This is a genomic window from Providencia sp. PROV197, from assembly GCF_028479625.1.
In the GTDB taxonomy this organism is placed as follows: Bacteria; Pseudomonadota; Gammaproteobacteria; order Enterobacterales; family Enterobacteriaceae; genus Providencia; species Providencia vermicola.
The window spans coordinates 60,612-80,508 of sequence record NZ_JAMPNZ010000029.1; the positions used below are offsets into that span (position 1 = coordinate 60,612).

Sequence of the window (19,897 nt, forward strand, 5' to 3'; positions counted from 1 at the left end):
ACATCAGCTGGGATGGATTGCTTTTTCTCGCTATCTATACCGGTTTGAGTGCCTGGGTGACTCAAATCTTAAATAACGACTCTCAACAGAAGTGAATGAACAGATGGATAAATGGTATTTATTGTATTGCAAAACAGGGCAAGATTTACGAGCGATTGAACATCTTGAACGTCAAGGTGTGAACAGTTTTTCCCCGCGTTATGAGGCGGAGAAAATGGTGCGAAACCGGAGACGCAAAGTGATGGAACCTCTATTTCCAAACTACTTGTTTGTGAAATTCGATTATGAAGTTATCCATTTTTCGACCATTAACTCAACACGGGGTGTGAGCTACTTTGTGCGCTATGGCAAACTGCCTGTGGTGGTGCCCGATGAAATCATTGCGTCACTGATGGTGCCGAACTTTATGAAAGAGGTGAGTGAGCAGTTACCGCAAAAAGGGGATGAAGTGGTCATTTATGACGGTATCTTCCAAGGTGTGCGGGCGATTTACAGTGAACCTAACGGGGAGGCGCGTTCGGTGTTACTCCTTAACATCCTCAACAAAGAAGTTCCTCGGGTTGTTGATAACAAGAATTTTGAAACCATTAATTAGCTGGGTGAGAGAGGGATATGCCAATAGAAATTATTATTCTACTTTCTGTTTTAGATGTGGTTTTTGCCATATGTATCTTTATAGCCCTGAATGATAAAAAGTATGGTAAGGCTGTGTGGATGACATTTATTTTTGTTGTTTTATTTTTAACAACATTGACCATCGTTGTGTATGGTGATGAGACTGAAAGTGTCACGGTCGATGAATATCAAGAAGCCATTCAAGCCTATCAACATAGTCGGTGATTAAAATGGGATTTGTGGTTTTATTTTTGTGCTTGGTTCTTTTAGGGGTGTGTGTTGTTGGTAAGATAATATCAGAAGAGCCACTTCTCGGTTTGTTTTTTGGCTTTTCCTTCCTGATACTATTCATTATTTTGGGAAGCGAAGCTTACTCGCTAATGAAAAATGGAGCTCCCAAGCAAATTGAACAAGGTCGATATTACACAACTGAATGCTACATTCTAGAAACTAACGTTGAAATTAATTTGGTCTATCCACATACGCATAAGCTTCAATGTGGCCCTTTAATTGAGTATGTTGATATCAAATCCTATCGCGAAGCTGTCAAGGCGTATCAAGACAGCTTATTGATTGAAGAGAAATAGACTCAGTAAATTAAAAGAGAACGGTATGGACGGTATGCCACTTTTTATTCTTATGTTTATTTTTATTATTTATGTCATCGTGTTTGGTTAACACACTCAAAACACAATGGAATACCCTATTCTAGAAACTGATGTTGAAATTAAATAATATCGCGAGGCAGTAAAATTCTATCAAGAAATTTTGATTATTGAATCGAAATAAAACCACCAATTTAAATAAGGAATATTAAAATGAAAGTCAATACCTCGTGGATGCTCCCAGTGATCCCTATCCTGATTTTTATTGCTTTCATAGCGGGGTGTGTTTTTTTAAAACATAAATCCAATTATGAAAAATCAATTAATGATGGAGAACGTTACTCTGAATTGCCAATTATTAAAACGGTGGAGAAAGATAGTTATATTTTTTACATTTTAGGTGATGACGTGAATCAAATTGAGGTCAATAAAGATTATTATGAAAAAGCAATAAAGAATTATAAGGATAGTCAAGATGGGAAATAAGAAGTTATTCAAGAGAATTTTGCATGTAAGCAATATCCCTGAAGATATTTTCAACAAAAAACAAGCGGGAAGTTTATTTTTTATTTATATCTTTTTAGTTGTATTGTTCTATTTTGTTGTTAAATATTTTAATGCTTATTTTTTAACTGGCCATAATCAAATTGCGTTTGCGTTAAATTTGATTTTACCCATTGTACTTACAGTTATCATTAGTGTTCTATTTAAAATAGAAAATAAAATTCATTATAAATGGGCATTTTTAGACAAGCTTCTTACTGAGTATTCGCCTAACAATATTGACGTATATGAAGAATTAATCAGGTTGACAAAGGCAGAGCCCCGTTCATTCCCCCAATACTTTGAGGATTGGTTAGCTATAGAAAGCCAATCCTATGAAGAATATCAGATAAAAGAAAAATCTTATCAGTTTACTGAGCCTAATCGTCAAAATAACTCAATTAAAAAGTAAGGTTAATTTTATGAATAGACAGTATTTGCCGACGGATGGCATTTCAATCGCCAGCTTAGTGGCTAAAGGAACGCAAAGTAATGATTGGAATGGGGCGGGTGTAGGCGTCGGAAGCGGTGGCTTAGTCGTTGGTGGTGCAGCGGGACAATCAATATCACGGTCTCAGTTAGCGAAAATTTTTGATGTTTTGGAAAAAGAACCGGAACGAAAACCTGCTAACTATAATTTACTGGTAAGTCCCCTGCTTTTTATTCTGCTATTTAGTTTCGCTATGCCAATAGTACAAGATGATACTAACAAGACAATTATTGCTATTGTATTCCTTGTTCTTGGTACTGTTTGTACTGTGGTACATGGTATCTACTTTTCAGGGATAAGAGATAAAGAAATCTGGGAAGAAAATGCCAGGTTGAAGCGTGAGTATGAATTGAAAAAAGCCATCTATTATCGATTACGCTTTGTTGAGGCTGATTTTGTGGTCTTTGACCCCGAGACGGGATATTGGGCTTATGCAGAAAAAGCGAAACTCATCGCACTAATAGCAAAAATCAAAAATAATATTGATAAGTAAAAAATGAGATTAATAATTTTTTAAAGTTTAATAAAGGTAATGTGATTATGGAGATAAACTATATTTGGCTTTTCTTTTATATGGTGATTTTTTTGGTTCTTCTTTTTGGTTGGCTTGTTTACTCGGCAAATCGCGATGTACGTGAAAAATACATTCCAAATGGTGAGCGATATTCAAAACTTGAAATTTTCAAATCAATAGAACGAGATGGGAAAGTTATTTATTACTTGGGTGATGAAAAAATACAAATTGAAGTCTCTAAAGAAGATTACGATTATGCGATTAAGGTCTACCAAGAGAGTATAAGTGAAAAATAAATCTAATTTGAGGTGTTTATGAGTAACTTTATATTTGGTTTAATTGTTGGTTTTGGTGTGGCGCTACTAATTGGTTACGTTGCTAATGTAAACAGCATGGATGAAGGAAAAGCCTTTTTGAAAACCTGTCCAGAATATCGGGTTGAAGTGGATAATGATAAGTATAAATTATCGTGTGAAAACGGACGTGTAGAAATGAGTGCATACGGTTATTTAGAATTCATCAAACTGAAAGAATCTTTAGCTAATAATTAAAATTATTATGAAACGCAAATTAAAGATTAACTGGCTAGGGCGCTGCGTGGTATGTGGCAGTGAGAACAGTATTGTCGAAACCGAGTTTGGCTCAGAAGATTTACTATTTGAAAAAGATAAAATCACCTGCTCAGGCTGTGCTCATCAAGGCCTTGTAGTCGTTGAAAATGATGTTGCCTATGCAATTTGGAATACCCCTGAAATCAGGGAAATACCCGAACAATGCGAAGAGAAGGATTAAATTCATTTCAGCCTTCGGGTTCGTATTTACCTCTCATGTTTAAATGAACAATATAAAGTGATAACCCTTATGTTTAATCATAACAGTGTCGACCAAAATATAACGTCAATTCAACCTTGTAACCCAAATCATCTAGTGAAAATCCAAGACCGAGAAGATAAAACCTTTCTTATTCAAACCTCGCTTATCCGGCTCGTCGAACCCGTTAAAATAAGGGTTAGTGCGGGAGGGTACAAAGAAAACGCGTTTATTAAATTCACCAATGACAAATCAATTGAATTGGAACTGACGGTTGAAGAGTTGCTTTCACAAATTAAGGAAAATTTAAACAATCCTATTTCGAATGACCTTTGGAGCAAATGGTAGAAGAAACCTTAAAAATAGAGGTCGCACAGTATCAAATGTTAATTAAACGGATAAAAAAATATTATTAGATTTTATTTAAGTAAAGGAATGAATATGCAACTTTTTAATCGTAATAAACAAGCGCAGCAAGCATTAAAAATTGAACGGCTTAACCGAGAGATTGAGCTATTAAAGCAATAAAATAAGGCCTATCAGAAATTTGTTGAGCAAACGTATTACTACGCTGGAAACTATCCCGCAATTAAGTTAATTAATGAATTTCGCTATTTTTCGCCATCTGTTGAGTGCGAAAAAAATTATGCGATTGAAATATACAGTCTGGTTCAAAATTACCTTTATCGTTATTTAACTTTATTACAAACTATCTCGCCAATCCGTGCGAATGATTGGGAACATACCTTCGAGCTGTTTTTAAAAGAAATCAAGGACAATATTGATAAGCATCCTCTGCGTCATCTTGAATAATTTAATGACTTTAAATAGGTTTTATTCATGTGGTTGATAAATAAACTTAATTTATTCGATAAGTTAGTTATTAAACTTAAGTTGTTGTTGAATAAAAGGCGAATACTTCGAGATTATCGCACTTCCTATGTTCAAGAGGGTGATACCGGACGATGTCTAGCCATTTATAAAGAGGTTGAGTTAGGGAATGCAATTGTGTCTATTCAGGGAAACGAATTATATCTTCACAATATTGTTATTCATCCTCTATTTAGGCGAAAAGGGATTGGTAGCATATTAATAGAACGGCTTATTAACCAGTTTATAGACAGTGAGGTTATCTGTTTTAAAGGAAAAGTTGACGATGAATCAGTTTTAAGCTTTTACACAAAGCTAGGTTTTACCTTTGATAGTAATAACATGATATATCGCTCTTTAGAGGACAATACAGTGGAGCAACTTGTTAAATTTAAAGATTTTAATACCTTCACTCTCTCGATGAAACCTGATGATTATTTTAGTAAGCAATTGGCGTGTGAAGCCCTTAATTTATGGCTTGCAGAGAATAAGGCACTGAATATTAAAATCATCAATATCGAAACAGAAGAAGATAAGTCATCCAGTTCTATCATGAGGATGGGGCGATCATTTCAAGGTATTCGCGTGTGGTATACAACAGAAACATAACATGATCCCCAGCTTAAATTCAATTCTGCACAATCGTTGGAAACTTATTTATCTCACAAATTACATTATTACCAGCTACTTAACTTTGTTTCATTGGAGGGGTTATGACCAGCCCTGAAGAACGGCTGTTTCAATTTAAAGTGATGAGTACACTTGAAATTATCAATGTGCTCATTGCGATAGTGAGTATGGGTGTTTGGGGGAGCAATTTTTTTATCTCCTCACCTTTACCTTTGTATCTCAATTACATTCCCTTGTTATGTGCCGCTAGTACAATGGTTGTTTTTGTCTGTATCGGGCAATACTCAAAGGCAGACTATATCTCAGGAAAAGCCGGATTTCCTTCACGCAAGAAAATGGTCCTATTTATCGTCAAATGTATTTTTGTTTATGTGCTTTTCTTTTCTATAGGACTCGCCATTAAGCACAGTTAGATAACATTGTTTTATTCGACATTCTTCGTCGCACCTCCTCTTTTTATCAACTCTGTATTCAATAAGGCTCAATTATGAAAAAACTCCTAATTCTAGGTGCATTAACTCTGCTCGCGGGTTGTACGGCGGGCATGAAAGATTCCTTTGATTGTAATGCGACCGCACAAGACAGTTGCATGACCATGGAAGAAGCCAACCAAAAAGCGGCGCAGCAAAATGTGTCTTGGAACCATCCTACTAATGGGGAGGGCACATCCCAAAAGCGAGCCGAGTTGCCGCGGTTAGCACCGTTGGCAACCCCGACGGTTCCTGTCGTCACAACCGCTTCCACATCGCGCTCAGTGCGTACCGTGGAACCGAGTCACGGCGCGACCTCACAGACCGTGACGGCATTAGGGGCATTTGAGTCGTCACCGACCCCCATAAAAAAGTCGATCCCCGCCAATTCACTGCCACCAATTTCACAGCCAACCCAAACGTGGTCGGGTTGGGCCGATATTGGGATGGTGCCACCGGTGCGATTACCCGCAAGTACCGCGCGGTTGTGGATAGCCCCGTGGATTGATGAAGAGCAAAACTTTTATCAACCGGCTGTTGTCTCCTTTGTCGTGAAAGAGGGCCAGTGGAAGGAGCAGTTACAATGACCCAAAAACGCGGCTTCTTGCAAAAATTGAAGCAACTCGGCAATCCCCATGCAAAAGATGCGGGCGAATCCCCGTTTATGGAGAGTTTATTCAAAGGATTACTCTCTAACTGGAAACAACCTGACGGGGCACGAAAAGCCCATGAAGCGCTGGAAGAGATGGACTATCCGTCTTTTAGCAGTGTCTTACCGTACCGCTATTATGACGCCGACTCGGGGCTTTTTATTAACAAAGAGACGGCGGGCTTCGTGTTGGAATGTGCCCCCTTGATTGGTGCGAACGATAAAATTGTCGATGCACTGGATTATTTTTTGAGAAATAAATTGCCGCGCAAAACTCCTCTCACCTTTTTGCTGCTTGGCAGTAAATGTATCAGCGGCATGTTGGATTACGGTCTTAGGGACTTTAGCTGGGACGGGGAGTTGGCGTCAAAATTCAATGCCATTACTCGTGCTTATTATGAAAATGGAGCGATGAATGGCTTAGCCAACAAACAAGGCTTGCCATTAACACTGCGGAACTATCGCCTGTTTGTCATCTATGCCGAACCCGTTAAACGGGCGGATGCGTTGACGCTGCAAAATTTGAATCAAACCTTGAGTGTGGTGCAGCAATCCCTCCTCGGCGCCAGTATCGGCTCGGAGCGATTGGATGATAAAGGCTTAATCAAGTTGGTGCGGGAAATGGTGAATTTTCGTCATCACAATATTGCGGAGCCATCCGACGAAATCGAGCCTTATGAAGAACTTAACGCGCAGTGTGTTGACCGTTCGTTCGTCATGGAGCTGAAACCCGAAGCCATGCACCAGAGTTTAATGGATGAAAAAGGGAAAAAATCGCGTACACGGATACTCAATTATAGCCTTGCCAAAAACCCGCAGCGGTTTGCGCTATGGCAAGGAGGCGATAATCTCAGCAATTTGCTTGATCCTGCGGCTTCCGTGTCATGCCCGTTTGCCATTACCTTGACGCTGGAAGTCGAAGATTTAGTGCGAACCCAAAACGAATCGATGACCAAATCAGCCACGTTTAATAAGCGTGCAGAATCGAAGTTCTCCAGTTGGGTGCCAGGTGTGAAACAACAGGCCAAAGAGTGGACGGATTTACGCGAACGGTTGAGTAAAGGGCAATCGGCGCTAGCACGATACAGTTATGGCATTACGTTATTTTGTGAAGATGACGACGACAAAGCCCTGAATGCTGAAATGGCACTGATGAACACGTTCAACAGCAACGGGTTAACGCTTATGCCCCCCAGTTTTATGCAGCTGCGCAATTACATGGCGTTATTTCCGTTTGTGATGCAAGAGGGCTTGTGGGGCGACATGAAACGCTCAAGTGGCACACTGCGGGCAGAGTCTTTTAACGTGGCCAACTTGTTGCCCGTGGTCGCTGATAACCGCATTTGTCGCAGTGGATTACCTATTTCCTCATATCGTAACCAGTTATCTTATCTCGATATCTTTGATGATGATTCGGGTTTGGGGAACGATAACTACAATATGGGGGTGTGTGGCACCTCGGGGGGGGGTAAGTCCTTCTTAGTGCAAGCCATTATTCGCCAAATTCTTGATAGTGGTGGTTGGGCCTATGTCTTGGATATGGGTGAATCCTACAAAGGGCTATGTGAGAGTGTTGGGGGCGTTTACGTTGATGCGCGCGACCTTAAATTTAACCCGTTTGCGGGGGTGGCCAATATTAAAGAAGCGGCCGAAAGTATTCGCGACTTGCTATTGGTGCTTGCTAATCCGTCAGGGGATATGGATGACACCTCTAAGTCAATCTTATTGAACGCGGTTCAAGATGTTTGGGAGGGGGCGGCGCCGAGTAAACGTCAGGGTAATGCGGTGCTTATCGATGACATTTCAGAATACTTAACGTGGCAATTAGAGCAGGGTGTTTTTGAAGACGCTGACTCTGTGCGCAATAAGATGCACGAGATTGTTGTTTCATTACAAAAATACACCACCAAAGGATTGTACGGGGAGTATTTCAATAGCCCTAATCCTGCCCTTAATGACAATGTGCGGTTTACCGTACTGGAAATGGGCGGTCTGCAAAATAAGCCTGACTTGTTAGCCGCCGTCATGTTTTCCATGATGATCTTTATTGAACAGCGCATGTACTTATCCCCGCGAGACATCAAAAAAGCCGCCATCATCGATGAAGGTTGGAAACTGCTCGACAGTGAAAATAGTTTTGTCGGTAACTTTATTGAAGGGGGCTATCGTACTGCCCGTAAGTACCGCGGTGCCTACATTACGATTTCACAGGGAATTGAGGATTTCGATGGTGAGGATGCGAGTGTGGCTGCGAAAGCTGCATGGAGTAACTCGTCGTACAAAATTATCTTGCGGCAAAATTTGGAGTCGTTCCGTAAATATAACCAGAAAAATCCCGACCAGTTCAACGTGTTGGAACGTACCGTTGTGGAAGGATTCCCGTCAGCAAAAGAGGCGCACTTCAGTTCCTTTATGTTACGGGTGGCGGGACAAGTGTCTTATCACCGCTTGTTGATTGACCCCATCAGTCGCACCTTGTTTTCCACCGATGGGAAAGACTACCAGTTCCGTGAAAATGCCGCGGCACAGGGACTTTCCCAGCAAGCCACGTTATTGGCGTTAGCCCAACAAAAATTCCCAAGAGAAATGGAGGCCTTATCCCAATGGCAGACCCAAACACGACATTAGTCGACAAAGTGCAAAAAACGCCCGCACGGGGCATGAGCCGTCGTCGCAAAGAATGCTTAAAAGCCATGAGCTTTTTTATGGTCATTGCCGTGGTGCTAAGTTTTAGCATTTCGGTGTTTGTGGTGCGTTGGCTTGCCCCCGTAACCGTCACTTTCGACATGACGGGCACGGTCAACCAATATCAGCAACAAATGGCCATGCAGTTTAATGCGGAAACTCCGCTCAGTGAGCAACAAATCGCCGATGCCACTCACCGTTTTCAAGTGGCGCTCAGTGATAGCTTATCGGAGTACCAACATGAACATCAGGCCCTGATTTTAGTCACCCCTGCGGTGGTGATGGGGGCGGAAGATATCACGGTCGATATTCAAGCCGCAATCGCCGACAAAATGGCGCAATAAAGGAGGGCAGATGAAGCGAATGCGACAGTCTACATTGGCAATGTTGTTTTGTTTACCTTGTCTTGTTACCGCCAAAGATCTCGGGGTCTGGGGGGATGTCTACCCCGTTCAAGAGCAAAGCATGTTGGACTTTATCCAGGGGCGGTTAAAGCAGATGGAGGGCACGGGGGAAATCGCGCTGATGCAGCAGGATTTTAAAGACCGCGTGATTGAAAATACCCTGCGTCCACCGCCTGTGGAGTGGCTCAGTACCGATACGGAAGCACACACGCTGTGGTACGACCCGACGTTTACGGTTCAAGGCGATTATGCCGATCACAATGGCGTGGTGTTTGCTCGTCAAGGCGACAAAATTAACCCGCTGAGTCACGTGGCGCTTGGGCAAACCCTGTATTTTTTAGATGCGGATGATCCGCGCCAAATCGCGTGGATGAATGCCCAGCAACCCGCCACCTTGCGCTACAAAGTCATATTAACCAACGGCAATATCAAGGAGGCCTCGCAGGCGCTGAATACCCGTGTGTTCTTTGACCAAGGAGGCAGTTTGAGTCGTCAACTCGGGCTTCAGTATATCCCCGCGGTGGTGACACAAGAGGGCGAAAAACTCAAAATCGCGTCGGCGGCAATGCAGGAGGGGCGTTAATGAAAAAATGGCTGGTCAGTGTGTGTTTACTCGGCAGTGTTTTTCTGTCAACCCCCACGAAAGCCGATGCGCTGTGTGAGGGCAATTTCGTTAACCCGATCACCGATATTTGCTGGGATTGTTTGTTCCCGATGACCATTGGTAATGTGCCTGTATTTCCAGGTGTGGCACCGGATACGGAAAACCCGTCCAGTCCTATTCAGATTTGCCCGATGGGGATTTTATACCGTATTGGCCTTGCCATTGGCTATTGGGAGCCATTTGCCCTGACGGATGTGACCCGTTCACCGTATTGCATGGTGAATTTAGGGGGCTTTAACATCAATGTGGGTAAAATGGGCGCGGGCAAAGGCACGCAAAATGACCCCGAAACCCAAGGGGCGTTCTACCATGTGCATTGGTACAAATACCCACTGACCTATTGGCTCAATATCATCACGTCGGCAGGTTGTTTAGAGCGGGGGGATATGGATATTGCTTATTTGTCCGAGCTAGACCCTTTATGGAACGACAGTTCGTTGTCGTCGATTATTGCCCCTGAAGCGTTTGTGTTTGCCAATCCCATTGCTCAAGGGGCGTGTGCCGCCGATGCGATTGCCAGTATTGGCAGCAAGCCCTTAAATGCGCTCTTTTGGTGTGCGGGTTCTCAAGGCAGCATGTATCCGTTTACAGGTTATACTAGCAATGAATTTAGCCCGCAGGCCTCATCGGTTCTGCTTTCCGAGCGCATGGCATTTAAGTTGCATCGGCAAGGTTTGGTGATGAACAGCGTCGGGAAGAATCAGGAGGTGTGTTACACCTATCCGTCCCCGATTATCCCGAAAGACCGTTATCGCTATCAAATGGTGAACATGTACCCTGATACAGGGCAATGTCATCCCTTTGGTCGCTCGGTGATGCGCTGGCAAACGGGGCATGCTTCACCCAACAGCCGTAAAAACTTCGGTTATCTCATCTGGCGTAAACGTAACTGCGTTTTCCTCTAACACGAGGTACTTTCATGAAATTCCTTTTATTTTTGTTCGCAAGTCTGGTGCTTGTGCCGACGGGTTATGCCTTAACGGATGACCAACAGTTTTTAGAGCAGCTGCGTGACCAAAGCGCGGCCTTGCTCGAACAGTCCTTGCCGCCAGAGGGATTTAAACCGCCTGAAATTTCCGCTAAGGATAAAGCCTGGATAGATAATTTATTGGCCAAACAGCAGCAAGCGCAGCAACAAGCCGCTGATGCGGCTAAAGAACAAACTGAGCAGGAAAGTCCCTTTGTCTACTTTGTGTCGTTTTCTATTCCCGAAGCGGGGCTCAAACAGATGGTGCCTGAAGCCACGCAGCTTGGTATCCCCACCTTGATTAATGGCTTGATTGACAATGACTTTCGTAAAACGGCCTCGGCGGTGTTTGAACTGACGAAAGACACGGGTGAAGGGGGCGTGCAAATTGACCCAAAAACCTTTGCCCAATACGGCATTACACAAGTGCCTGCACTGGTCGTTCGCTGTGAACAAGGCTTTGATGTGATGTACGGCAATATCCGTTTGATATCGGCCATTGAACGGATTGCCAGCAGTGGCGATTGTCATGAGGTCGCTCGAGATTGGCTAGTATCGAGGGCACGATAATGAAACGGTTATTGATTGCGTTATGCGGGGTTGGCGTTCTGTCACTGTGCTTTGCGGCCAATGATTATAAAGCGGGGTCGGAATTTGCGAATAGCCTGAAAAACACGGGCACGGACACGATAAAAAACACCAATCCCGCCAATATCATTCCGAACTATACCGCGAACCCGTCAGAGAGCGGCTATTACGGTGGGGTAACGTCGGGCGGAAGTGGTGGGTTAGAGCAGGCGGGGAGCAAAGCTTTACACAGTAATGAGGCGGGGCAACTGACCATGGATGTGCTCAAAAATAAGCCAGAAGATAAGCTGGATTTGGATGCGCCCTTTATTAAAGGGGGGCTGGATATGCGGGATAAAGCCGAGGATATCACTGGCGGGGATACGGGGCTCTGCCAAGAAGTGGTACTCGATAAAACGGAGTTTACCAGTCACCAATGTGACCGAACACCCGCCGTGGAGTTGGCCTGTACGCGAACCGCACGGATTGAACTCAATGCTAAAATCGTGAAAAAGACCCGCAAGGTGACGAAAACGGTGAGGTTAGAGCTGAATAGCCGTGTGCGCCCGATGGCGTACCGACATGAATTTTTATCCCCTGAGGCGGGCAAGCTCATTTCAGTGTCATTGGATTCTGACGCGGTGCTTATCCCGTATAACAGTGATTGTGGCGAACGGGAGAGTGCAAGAACGTGTATGAACTCCGTTGATGAAAAGATGCAGTTTTTCGGGAAAACCTTTCCTGTGACTGTCGTGAAATACCCCCGTGCGAGCAGTTCATGTTCGGGCGGGGAGAATGACCACTGTAATTACTATACCCATGATGGGGTCGGAAAGATCCACACGTCATTTGCGGTGAACCAGGAGGTGGCGTTAGGGCAAAAGTTCTTACTGACCAAAACTTCAAAATACTACGGCAACAATTATAGAGGGGGTTTTAACGTCAATGTCACCTTCACGTATGAATACGACGATGTGGAAGCCAATCCCGAAATTATTTGGACGGAAGAGTGTCCGTTTGATAAATCGGAAGAGGTGAAGATAGCAACGCAGTGTACGGAAAAAGGCGGGCCGAAGACCGTCACGTATGGGGGGAAAAGTTTCACTTTGTACAGCGATTGTTGGGCATATAAAGACACCTATGTCTCACAAAGTGCAGACAATGGTAGTTGCCAAGAGTACATGAATAACAAAGCTTGTACGTTAGTTGGCACAGTATGTCAGGAGACCGTAAGCGGTTCTTGTCTTCGTGAGCAGGCGACCTTTTCATGCCAGAAGGGCTTAAGTGGCACCGCCCAGCTTTGCGGGACAGAGCTGATTTGTGCCAGTGGAGAGTGTGACCAAATTAAGAATGACAAGGCGAACAGTTTCCAAAAAGCGGTATCGGCGTTAGCCGCAGTAGCCGCCGCAGGGGAAGATGTGGCAGAGCTTAATGATGTCAATGTGAAGGCGTTTACGGGTAAGCGCACCACCTGTCGTAAAGCGGCAATGGGTTTCAGTAATTGTTGCAAAAGTGGTGGCTGGGGTAACGATGTTGGCTTAGCGCATTGTGACAGTGAAGAAAAGGCCTTGGGCAAAGCCAAAAGTCGCAATCTCACCATTTATGTCGGTTCCTATTGTTCCAAAAAAGTCCTCGGGGTGTGTCTTCAGAAGAAAGAAGCCTACTGCGTGTTTGACAGTAAGCTCGCCAAAATTGTGCAAGAGCAAGGGCGTGGTGGGCAGTTACGGATTGGGTTTGGCAGCGCCAAAAACAGTGACTGTCGCGGTATCACCGTCGATGAGTTGCAGTCCATCAACTTTGACCGATTGAACTTTGCGGATTTCTATTCCGATTTGGAGTCGGGCTCCGATATTCCGGCTGACCAAGAACTGATTGACCGCGTAAAAAATCAAATCGCCAATGGCCTACAAGGTCAGGGAGGGCAAGGATGAAACGGATTGTATTAATATCGCTTGTCAGCTTGGTGATATCAGGAAGCGTATTGGCCAACCATAGCGAACAAACTGAAACGCGAACCTATGTGGATGAACCTATCGTCGGTTGGCACTGGTATAACGAACCGCAACCAGAAGACGAGGAAGCGCCGCCAGAGCCAGAGCAAATCCCACTTTCGACGTTATCACCGACCTTACAAAAAAAGGTCATGCAAAAGCTAACCGCAGAAGCGTTAGACACTGCGATTATGCAGCCAACCCCTGAGAATGCCGCGAAATTCGTGGCACTTCAGCGGTATTGGCTCAATCAATCTGGCAAGTTTGAACGCTCTGTGCAAAAAGCCCTGCTGCTACATCCTGCGCTCGATTACAACTTGGAGCATTCCTTTTATAACAGTACGGTGCCTCAGCAGCTTTCTACATTACGCAATAAAGAAAAACAGGCCATTTCGCAGTTAGCGTCGCAGTATGGATTGTTCTTCTTTTATCGGGGTGGTGAGCCGTTGGATAACCAGTTAGCCAGTGTGGTGGCACAGTTTGCCGAGCAACATGGGGTCGTGCTGATCCCGATATCGGTGGATGGACAACGTAGTCAGCAATTGCCAAATACTAAGCCAGACAACGGGCAAGTGGCGAAAATGCAAATCACGCATTTTCCTGCCCTGTTCTTGGTTGACCCGAAAAACGAATCTTACCAGCCGTTAGCCTACGGTTTTATGACGCAAGATGCGCTAGAACGTCGCTTTTTAGATATTGCGACCGATTTTACTCCGAACTATTGAGAATAAAATGATGGAAAGAACCTTAAAAGCTCGATTAATTGAGAATGCGTTATTGTATGTCGGTATTGCGCTCATGATAGCGGCCGTGGTGTTTTGGGGCTTGATTGAAGTGTTACTGAAGGTGCGTAAAGTCAGTATCACTGACGATTTACTGTTAACTCTTCAATGGGTACAAGATATGGGTACGGTCTTTATCTTTGCCGTGGGGGCTGCGGTGGGTGTGGCTGGATTTTTGTATGCAGCTGTTCGTGCCTGGCAAGTCTTTCAGGGCGGTGGAAATAAGGAGAAACACCCATGAGAGCGTTACTCTTTTTCGTTTTGCTGCTCGGTTTCAGTGTCGCTCAGGCAAGTGTGATGGATGAAATTGCCGCGCTAGAGTCCCATAAAACGGCGGCGAACTCTCAGTCCAACATGAGCACTGAAACTTTCAAGCCTGAAACGATTGTTCCTGCAAAACCGCCAGTGAAACCGTATTCGTTACCCAATGGCAAAGTGGTGAATTTGAATGATTATACGTTAGTCCTCTTTATGCAGTCGAGTTGCCCGTATTGTCATCAATTTGACCCGCAACTTGCGTTGTTATCTGCGCAAACGGGATTAAGTGTATTCCCGTATACGCTCGATGGGAAAGGGGATATGGCTTTTCCGAATGCCATTCCCGCCCCGCCTGACGTCGTGCAGTCTTTTTTTGGTGCAGGGTTACAAGTCATCACGCCCACGGTTTTCTTGGTGGAAGTGAATACGCTACGCACTTATCCGCTCCTACAAGGGTTGACTGATATGCAAGATTTGATGAACCGCGTTAACAGTAACTTGATGTTAGCTAAATGAAAAAACGTGATTATCACATCATAGACCCGCTGATTGAGTCGTTGGTTAATACATTCAATCAATGCGGCTTTAGTACCTATGCCTCCTGTCAAGGGCATGGTTGTCCTGTTGACTATATGAAGCCCTATATCGCGTTTATGTCTACAACGGAAGATGCTGGGCGACTTGAGCAATTATTGCGGGAGGATATGGAATCACCGTTACCCAAACTAAACTGGGGATGGATGATTGAGGGAAGATTTAATGATGCCTATCAATTGTGTTTTTCACTGAGACTTTGTGGACATCATCGATGGGTTTATCGCTATTGGCGGCCTTCTATCAATCATGACTTTGCAGTTATCGAGAAGATGCTCATCACCGAGTTTGGTTTTATTTATCCAATCCAATAAAGCGGTTTAGTTCGTTATCACTTTTTAATCTCACTTTACTCTTTAATGCCGACACGCAATGACCTTGCGGGTGATGGCGCTCAATAAGGTTTACATAAAATGAATGATTTAATTACCCTTACTCTGTCTTGGAATAAGGCGATAAACCCTGCCTGTGTGTTGTGTCGGCATGTTGATATTCAATGCGGAGGCTACAATGCGTAAAGGACTCATTGCTGTCATGTGCTCGGCGTTATTCAGTCACACAGCGGCAGTTGCCAATGTGAATGGCGACATGAATAACTTTTTCAATAAACTTGGTTTTGAAGGGAATGCGACCGAAGCCCGAGCATGGGAAGGGCAAGCCGCAGGCTATGCCACGGGCGGCAACTTGTTTATTCGCAATCAAGTCAAACAGTTACAAATTGCCTCATTTACCCCGCCAAATATCAATGCAGGGTGTGGGGGGATTGATGCATATTTGGGGTCATTCTCTTACATCAATGGTGAGCAGCTTCAGCAGTTTGTGAAACAATTAATGCAAAACTCCACCGGTTATTTCTTTGACTTGGCGTTGCAAACCACGGTGCCTGAATTGAAATCTGCCAAAGATTTCTTACAAGGTATGATTTCCGGTATTAACAGTATGAATATTTCTTCCTGCCAAGCGGCACAAGGGATTGTGGGCGGCTTATGGCCAACGAATACCGTACAGTCGCTAAAAATCTGCCAAGATATTGCAGGGCAAACCAATATGTTCGCAGACTGGGCGGCATCGCGCCAGGGTTGTACTGTCGGGGGGAAAATGAATGATGCGTTTAATCGCGCCCCTAAAAACATGAAAGACCAAATCATCCAAAATAAAAATCTCATGTGGGAAGTGCTTAACAGCAACAAAATGTTGGATGGCGATGACGAGCTCAAAGAGCTGATTATGAATCTGACGGGCACGTTAATTTTTGGCAAAGACAATGGCGACGTGACCACGACTGTTCCCAAAGTAAACCGTCAGGAGTTAATTAAAGCATTGATGTACGGTGGCACTATCAGTATCGAAGGGTGCGTTTCGGTTAATGGCTGTCTCCAACTGAAGAAAAAAACCATTACCATCAGTAAAGACAATGGCTTGAATTCATTGGTTAAAAAAATCATTCAGCAAATTCAAGGTAAATTAAAAGAGGATATTGCCTTAACCCTGGGTGAGAAAGGATTTATTCAAAGTACGTCGGTGCCTATTTTGAAATATTTGGTTGACCCGATGCAGCTCAATATCAATGTGTCCATCTTGCCCGCGCTGTCCGATTACATTGCGTATGACATTTTACTTCAATACCTACTCGAGCTGATTGACCAAGCCAAAATTGCTTTAGGAAACCGTAACTTTCCCGAACAGCCGTTGGATGTTTTACGTAAAAACGTCGCTGAGGCCAGCCGCCAGTTGGAAGACTTACAGCGTCAGGTTGAAGTGAAAGCCAATGTGTTGATGGAAATGGAGCGGCAGATGAGCTACTTGCGTCAGCAGACGTCCAGTCAACTCCAAGAGCGTTACCAGCGTAATTATCATTTCAATATGTTTACCCCAGAACAAAAATCAAATCAGGGAGGGTGATGAAGATGGCGTCTATCGATACGGTGTATGTTTTAGGCGGTGGTGAATACCTAATGCAGGTCTTCAATGGCGTCGCGGCGATTGTGGGTTCTTCATCGTGGGAATCCATGTTCCGCATTGCGTTGCTGATTTCCGCTGCCTCCTTCTTTGTGGTGTATCTGCGAGGGCATGACCCGAAGGAGGTTATCAAGTTTGCCGCTTACATTATCTTGGTTTCCAGTGTGCTCCTTGGGCCTAAGCGTTCTGTGCAAATCATTGACCGAACTGACCCTCTCGGTGTCTATTTAGTCGATAATGTCCCCCTTGGGTTAGCTGCCCCTGCGCATATGATTAGTTCGATTGGTACGAGTTTAACGGAGCTGTATGAGTTGATTTTTCATGCACCAGACTCATTGAGTTACAGTAAAACGGGCATGTTATTTGGGGCAAATTTGGTGGGGAATCTCAGTGATATCATGTCGACGGATGGCGATATTGCTGAATTAATGAGTTTGTACACCAAAAACTGTGTCATCGGGGATATTCTGATTAATCACAAATATTCCTTTCAAGAACTGATGAATACCCGAGACCCCTACCTCCTAGTTTTCCAGAAACCGAGTCCTTTACGCGGAGTCATGGTTCCCGAGGGAAATAAAAAAGCTAAACCTGCGGGGTTTTGGACATGTGAAGACTTGGCTAAACGCGTACTAATGCCCGCGATTGGTGTCGATACGGAAACGGGTGGAGAAACGTGGGTGTATACGGTTAAACGTATTTTTGGCGGTCGTCCTGATGCGAATGTGTTGTTTACCGCCATGCTTGGGGACAGTTACAATTATTACTACTCAGGTAGTGAAACTGCCAGTCAGTTAATGCGAAATTCCGTGGTCATGAATGCGCTTAAACAAGGGATTGCTGGATACAGTGCACAAAGTGGCGATACCGCCAGTTTAGTGAATTTAGCCTCCACATCATCGTATAACAAAATGCGGCTTTCATGGGCCACATCAACAACGGTGGCGACCAATTTTACGCCGTTGTTGTATACCATTCTGTTTTCGTTAATTGTGGCGTTATTTCCCATTTTTATCTTGCTGATGACCGTTCATGCGCTGACGACGCGCATGTTATTTAACTACATCATGTCCATTATTTATCTGCAATCCTGGGCACCGATGTTCGCCATACTCAATCATGCAACGAGTTTTTATTTGCGTGGGCAAACCAATGGATTGGATTTCAACCTAGCGAACCAGGCGCATATTCAGCAAATTCACAGTGATATTGGGCTAATTGCGGGTTGGCTAACGTTGTCTATTCCCTTTATTGCCATGGCGATAGTGAAAGGGTTAGGGCCCGCTGTTGCACAAGCGGGGAACTATCTTGGTACGGCCATTAACAGCTCTGCCTCGGCGAGTTCATCGCAAGCTGCAGATGGAACTTGGGCGTTTAATAATATGCAGACTGACAATGTAGCGGGCAATAAGTGGGATACCAACTCGAGTTTCCGTGATGGTCAAATGACACGACAACTCGCTAGCGGTGCAACAAACACGGTGACCAGTGGTGGTCAAGAAATCATGGATACCAGTGGGGCAATGTCACGTTTACCGATATCCATAAAAGGCAGTGAAGCAATGGTGAGTTCGCTACAGCAAAGTGCGAAACATGCTGAAACCCGTGCCGCGCAGTCGATGCATTCATTCCAAAGCGCAATCAATTCAGGGTGGAACCAGCTCACACAGTTGAATAAACAGGCAGGAAATAGCTCGACGGCCTCAACTTCGACTGATTCAGGACTTACCGCCGCCCAGTCTAAAGGTGTGAAAATGATGATGAATGCGACAGAAACGCTAGCGAAACAAGATAATATTGGCAAGGAGGAAGCTTTGGCACGATTAGTGAGTGAAAACTTTGATGTTTCCAAGTCAATGGGCGTTAAAGCTGAAGGCGGCTTCTCCTTTTCAGGCTTTGGGGGAGGGGGATATGTTGAGGGCGGTACAAAAGATACCGACAGTAAGCAAAGCAGTATTCAAGATCGCAATGCACGCAATCAAGATGCACGCAGTGAATCTGGCTCTCAAACCTCGAGAGACTTTAATCAAGGACTGGAGCTATTAAATAGCAGTAAGTTATCCGAGGGAACGAATCGTCACGAAAATCAAGCCAACTCGGCAGCAGACCAGTTTGGGGCGACATTAACCATTGCGAAAAATCAATATGAACAATATACGCGTAGCAAGGCTGAAAGTCAGGAAAGCAGTGAGATGGCCAGCTTTGCACAAAACAACAGCGCGCAAATAGACAGAAACTTAGACCAAGAGTTTGCCAGCTATGTGAGTCAAAAAGCACCAGACCGTGCCGAGGCGTTATTGGGGAATACCAGTGATATGCAGATTGCTAAAGAACGGGAAGCGTTGGCTCAATCTTTTATGAAAGAGCGCTTGTTACCTCAATTGGAGCAGGAATATGCGAAAAATCGGGGGGATATTGAGGCTAAAGGCGTCGGAGATACCGCCAACTCGATGCCATCGGGTGATGATTTAATTGCTGCTCATCAGGCAAATCGGCAGCGGATTAACACGATGAGTGAAGAGGCGGGGATAAAATATGACACAGTGCAAAAAGTTACCGAAAAAGAACAGGAATATCAGGGTAAATTTGATACAGTGAAACAAGATATTCAGTCTGGGGAATCAGAAATAATAAAGCATAAGGAAAATATCAATACAAATTATCAAGAACAGAATAAAAAGTATGAGGATAAATTAGAAAAAGAAAAAGAGAAGAAAATGGAGGCTGGCTTAATTACAGACACGCGTCGTGTCGAAAAAACGCCACACAATAATGGATTTATGAGTCAAGAGGAATATAATAAAAGGAATAGTGATTAAATAAGGGGATT

General features: G+C 44.2%; 25 protein-coding genes. All 25 read left to right on the forward strand.

Annotated features, from left to right (window positions below; genetic code table 11):
* Positions 1-103: 103 nt before the first annotated feature.
* The 25 genes from rfaH (at position 104) to traG (ending at position 19,886) form a co-directional block, all read left to right on the forward strand.
* A complete protein-coding gene (rfaH, locus tag PR808_RS16510; protein ID WP_272539703.1) occupies positions 104-595 on the forward strand; it encodes a transcription/translation regulatory transformer protein RfaH in 492 nt (163 codons plus the stop codon).
* A gap of 17 nt (positions 596-612) precedes the next feature.
* Positions 613-840, forward strand: a complete 228-nt coding sequence (locus tag PR808_RS16515) for a hypothetical protein (RefSeq protein ID WP_272539704.1) — start codon at positions 613-615, stop codon at positions 838-840.
* Between the two features lie 5 nt (positions 841-845).
* Positions 846-1,202 (forward strand): hypothetical protein, encoded by a 357-nt coding sequence (locus PR808_RS16520; RefSeq protein ID WP_272539705.1) that lies wholly within the window; start codon positions 846-848, stop codon positions 1,200-1,202.
* Between the two features lie 231 nt (positions 1,203-1,433).
* On the forward strand, positions 1,434-1,706 hold the full coding sequence (locus tag PR808_RS16525) for a hypothetical protein (RefSeq protein WP_272539706.1): 273 nt from the start codon (positions 1,434-1,436) through the stop codon (positions 1,704-1,706).
* Entirely contained in the window at positions 1,696-2,175 is a 480-nt protein-coding gene (locus PR808_RS16530; RefSeq protein ID WP_272539707.1) for a hypothetical protein, read from the forward strand. The genes PR808_RS16525 and PR808_RS16530 overlap by 11 nt, the downstream gene beginning before the upstream one ends.
* Positions 2,176-2,185: 10 nt before the next feature.
* Positions 2,186-2,746 (forward strand): hypothetical protein, encoded by a 561-nt coding sequence (locus PR808_RS16535; RefSeq protein WP_272539708.1) that lies wholly within the window; start codon positions 2,186-2,188, stop codon positions 2,744-2,746.
* Positions 2,747-2,793: 47 nt separating this feature from the next.
* On the forward strand, positions 2,794-3,063 hold the full coding sequence (locus PR808_RS16540) for a hypothetical protein (protein WP_272539709.1): 270 nt from the start codon (positions 2,794-2,796) through the stop codon (positions 3,061-3,063).
* An 18-nt stretch (positions 3,064-3,081) separates the two neighbouring features.
* The gene (locus PR808_RS16545; RefSeq protein WP_272539710.1) at positions 3,082-3,318 is read left to right on the forward strand and encodes a hypothetical protein; all 237 of its coding nucleotides are present in this window, start codon (positions 3,082-3,084) and stop codon (positions 3,316-3,318) included.
* Between the two features lie 7 nt (positions 3,319-3,325).
* Positions 3,326-3,559: a hypothetical protein gene (locus tag PR808_RS16550; RefSeq protein ID WP_272539711.1), complete on the forward strand. Its 234-nt coding sequence runs from the start codon at positions 3,326-3,328 to the stop codon at positions 3,557-3,559.
* Between the two features lie 69 nt (positions 3,560-3,628).
* Complete coding sequence (locus PR808_RS16555) at positions 3,629-3,925, forward strand: hypothetical protein (protein ID WP_272539712.1); 297 nt, start codon at positions 3,629-3,631, stop codon at positions 3,923-3,925.
* Positions 3,926-4,417: 492 nt separating this feature from the next.
* Positions 4,418-5,056, forward strand: a complete 639-nt coding sequence (locus PR808_RS16560; RefSeq protein ID WP_272539713.1) for a GNAT family N-acetyltransferase — start codon at positions 4,418-4,420, stop codon at positions 5,054-5,056.
* Positions 5,057-5,160: 104 nt separating this feature from the next.
* Positions 5,161-5,490 (forward strand): hypothetical protein, encoded by a 330-nt coding sequence (locus PR808_RS16565; RefSeq protein WP_272539714.1) that lies wholly within the window; start codon positions 5,161-5,163, stop codon positions 5,488-5,490.
* Positions 5,491-5,564: 74 nt separating this feature from the next.
* Positions 5,565-6,134, forward strand: a complete 570-nt coding sequence (traV, locus tag PR808_RS16570; RefSeq protein WP_272539715.1) for a type IV conjugative transfer system lipoprotein TraV — start codon at positions 5,565-5,567, stop codon at positions 6,132-6,134.
* Positions 6,135-6,211: 77 nt separating this feature from the next.
* Positions 6,212-8,824 carry a type IV secretion system protein TraC gene (gene traC / locus PR808_RS16575; RefSeq protein WP_272539751.1) on the forward strand — a complete coding sequence of 871 codons (2,613 nt, stop codon included), beginning with the start codon at positions 6,212-6,214 and terminating at the stop codon, positions 8,822-8,824.
* The gene (gene trbI / locus PR808_RS16580; protein WP_272539716.1) at positions 8,800-9,225 is read left to right on the forward strand and encodes a type-F conjugative transfer system protein TrbI; all 426 of its coding nucleotides are present in this window, start codon (positions 8,800-8,802) and stop codon (positions 9,223-9,225) included. The genes traC and trbI overlap by 25 nt, the downstream gene beginning before the upstream one ends.
* Before the next feature lie 19 nt (positions 9,226-9,244).
* Entirely contained in the window at positions 9,245-9,868 is a 624-nt protein-coding gene (gene traW / locus PR808_RS16585) for a type-F conjugative transfer system protein TraW (RefSeq protein ID WP_272539752.1), read from the forward strand.
* Positions 9,868-10,854, forward strand: a complete 987-nt coding sequence (traU, locus tag PR808_RS16590) for a conjugal transfer pilus assembly protein TraU (protein WP_272539717.1) — start codon at positions 9,868-9,870, stop codon at positions 10,852-10,854. The genes traW and traU overlap by 1 nt, the downstream gene beginning before the upstream one ends.
* A 14-nt stretch (positions 10,855-10,868) precedes the next feature.
* Complete coding sequence (trbC, locus tag PR808_RS16595; RefSeq protein ID WP_272539718.1) at positions 10,869-11,486, forward strand: type-F conjugative transfer system pilin assembly protein TrbC; 618 nt, start codon at positions 10,869-10,871, stop codon at positions 11,484-11,486.
* A complete protein-coding gene (gene traN / locus PR808_RS16600) occupies positions 11,486-13,414 on the forward strand; it encodes a type-F conjugative transfer system mating-pair stabilization protein TraN (RefSeq protein WP_272539719.1) in 1,929 nt (642 codons plus the stop codon). Before trbC ends, traN begins: the two co-directional genes overlap by 1 nt.
* A complete protein-coding gene (gene traF, locus PR808_RS16605; RefSeq protein WP_272539720.1) occupies positions 13,411-14,199 on the forward strand; it encodes a type-F conjugative transfer system pilin assembly protein TraF in 789 nt (262 codons plus the stop codon). Before traN ends, traF begins: the two co-directional genes overlap by 4 nt.
* Before the next feature lie 7 nt (positions 14,200-14,206).
* Positions 14,207-14,497, forward strand: a complete 291-nt coding sequence (locus PR808_RS16610; protein WP_272539721.1) for a hypothetical protein — start codon at positions 14,207-14,209, stop codon at positions 14,495-14,497.
* Entirely contained in the window at positions 14,494-15,030 is a 537-nt protein-coding gene (trbB, locus tag PR808_RS16615; RefSeq protein ID WP_272539722.1) for a type-F conjugative transfer system pilin assembly thiol-disulfide isomerase TrbB, read from the forward strand. Before PR808_RS16610 ends, trbB begins: the two co-directional genes overlap by 4 nt.
* Positions 15,027-15,422, forward strand: coding sequence for a hypothetical protein (locus PR808_RS16620; protein WP_272539723.1), 396 nt, complete (start codon positions 15,027-15,029; stop codon positions 15,420-15,422). The genes trbB and PR808_RS16620 overlap by 4 nt, the downstream gene beginning before the upstream one ends.
* 196 nt (positions 15,423-15,618) lie before the next feature.
* Positions 15,619-17,010 carry a conjugal transfer pilus assembly protein TraH gene (traH, locus tag PR808_RS16625; protein WP_272539724.1) on the forward strand — a complete coding sequence of 464 codons (1,392 nt, stop codon included), beginning with the start codon at positions 15,619-15,621 and terminating at the stop codon, positions 17,008-17,010.
* A 5-nt stretch (positions 17,011-17,015) separates the two neighbouring features.
* Positions 17,016-19,886 (forward strand): conjugal transfer mating-pair stabilization protein TraG, encoded by a 2,871-nt coding sequence (traG, locus tag PR808_RS16630; protein WP_272539725.1) that lies wholly within the window; start codon positions 17,016-17,018, stop codon positions 19,884-19,886.
* Positions 19,887-19,897: the final 11 nt, after the last annotated feature.

What these genes read in the sequence shown, in the direction of transcription:
- rfaH (WP_272539703.1), top strand. Translation starts at nt 104, where the DNA reads ATGGATAAATGGTATTTATTGTATTGCAAAACAGGGCAAGATTTACGA.
- PR808_RS16515 (WP_272539704.1), top strand. Translation starts at nt 613, where the DNA reads ATGCCAATAGAAATTATTATTCTACTTTCTGTTTTAGATGTGGTTTTT.
- PR808_RS16520 (WP_272539705.1), top strand. Translation starts at nt 846, where the DNA reads ATGGGATTTGTGGTTTTATTTTTGTGCTTGGTTCTTTTAGGGGTGTGT.
- PR808_RS16525 (WP_272539706.1), top strand. Translation starts at nt 1,434, where the DNA reads ATGAAAGTCAATACCTCGTGGATGCTCCCAGTGATCCCTATCCTGATT.
- PR808_RS16530 (WP_272539707.1), top strand. Translation starts at nt 1,696, where the DNA reads ATGGGAAATAAGAAGTTATTCAAGAGAATTTTGCATGTAAGCAATATC.
- PR808_RS16535 (WP_272539708.1), top strand. Translation starts at nt 2,186, where the DNA reads ATGAATAGACAGTATTTGCCGACGGATGGCATTTCAATCGCCAGCTTA.
- PR808_RS16540 (WP_272539709.1), top strand. Translation starts at nt 2,794, where the DNA reads ATGGAGATAAACTATATTTGGCTTTTCTTTTATATGGTGATTTTTTTG.
- PR808_RS16545 (WP_272539710.1), top strand. Translation starts at nt 3,082, where the DNA reads ATGAGTAACTTTATATTTGGTTTAATTGTTGGTTTTGGTGTGGCGCTA.
- PR808_RS16550 (WP_272539711.1), top strand. Translation starts at nt 3,326, where the DNA reads ATGAAACGCAAATTAAAGATTAACTGGCTAGGGCGCTGCGTGGTATGT.
- PR808_RS16555 (WP_272539712.1), top strand. Translation starts at nt 3,629, where the DNA reads ATGTTTAATCATAACAGTGTCGACCAAAATATAACGTCAATTCAACCT.
- PR808_RS16560 (WP_272539713.1), top strand. Translation starts at nt 4,418, where the DNA reads ATGTGGTTGATAAATAAACTTAATTTATTCGATAAGTTAGTTATTAAA.
- PR808_RS16565 (WP_272539714.1), top strand. Translation starts at nt 5,161, where the DNA reads ATGACCAGCCCTGAAGAACGGCTGTTTCAATTTAAAGTGATGAGTACA.
- traV (WP_272539715.1), top strand. Translation starts at nt 5,565, where the DNA reads ATGAAAAAACTCCTAATTCTAGGTGCATTAACTCTGCTCGCGGGTTGT.
- traC (WP_272539751.1), top strand. Translation starts at nt 6,212, where the DNA reads ATGGAGAGTTTATTCAAAGGATTACTCTCTAACTGGAAACAACCTGAC.
- trbI (WP_272539716.1), top strand. Translation starts at nt 8,800, where the DNA reads ATGGCAGACCCAAACACGACATTAGTCGACAAAGTGCAAAAAACGCCC.
- traW (WP_272539752.1), top strand. Translation starts at nt 9,245, where the DNA reads ATGCGACAGTCTACATTGGCAATGTTGTTTTGTTTACCTTGTCTTGTT.
- traU (WP_272539717.1), top strand. Translation starts at nt 9,868, where the DNA reads ATGAAAAAATGGCTGGTCAGTGTGTGTTTACTCGGCAGTGTTTTTCTG.
- trbC (WP_272539718.1), top strand. Translation starts at nt 10,869, where the DNA reads ATGAAATTCCTTTTATTTTTGTTCGCAAGTCTGGTGCTTGTGCCGACG.
- traN (WP_272539719.1), top strand. Translation starts at nt 11,486, where the DNA reads ATGAAACGGTTATTGATTGCGTTATGCGGGGTTGGCGTTCTGTCACTG.
- traF (WP_272539720.1), top strand. Translation starts at nt 13,411, where the DNA reads ATGAAACGGATTGTATTAATATCGCTTGTCAGCTTGGTGATATCAGGA.
- PR808_RS16610 (WP_272539721.1), top strand. Translation starts at nt 14,207, where the DNA reads ATGATGGAAAGAACCTTAAAAGCTCGATTAATTGAGAATGCGTTATTG.
- trbB (WP_272539722.1), top strand. Translation starts at nt 14,494, where the DNA reads ATGAGAGCGTTACTCTTTTTCGTTTTGCTGCTCGGTTTCAGTGTCGCT.
- PR808_RS16620 (WP_272539723.1), top strand. Translation starts at nt 15,027, where the DNA reads ATGAAAAAACGTGATTATCACATCATAGACCCGCTGATTGAGTCGTTG.
- traH (WP_272539724.1), top strand. Translation starts at nt 15,619, where the DNA reads ATGCGTAAAGGACTCATTGCTGTCATGTGCTCGGCGTTATTCAGTCAC.
- traG (WP_272539725.1), top strand. Translation starts at nt 17,016, where the DNA reads ATGGCGTCTATCGATACGGTGTATGTTTTAGGCGGTGGTGAATACCTA.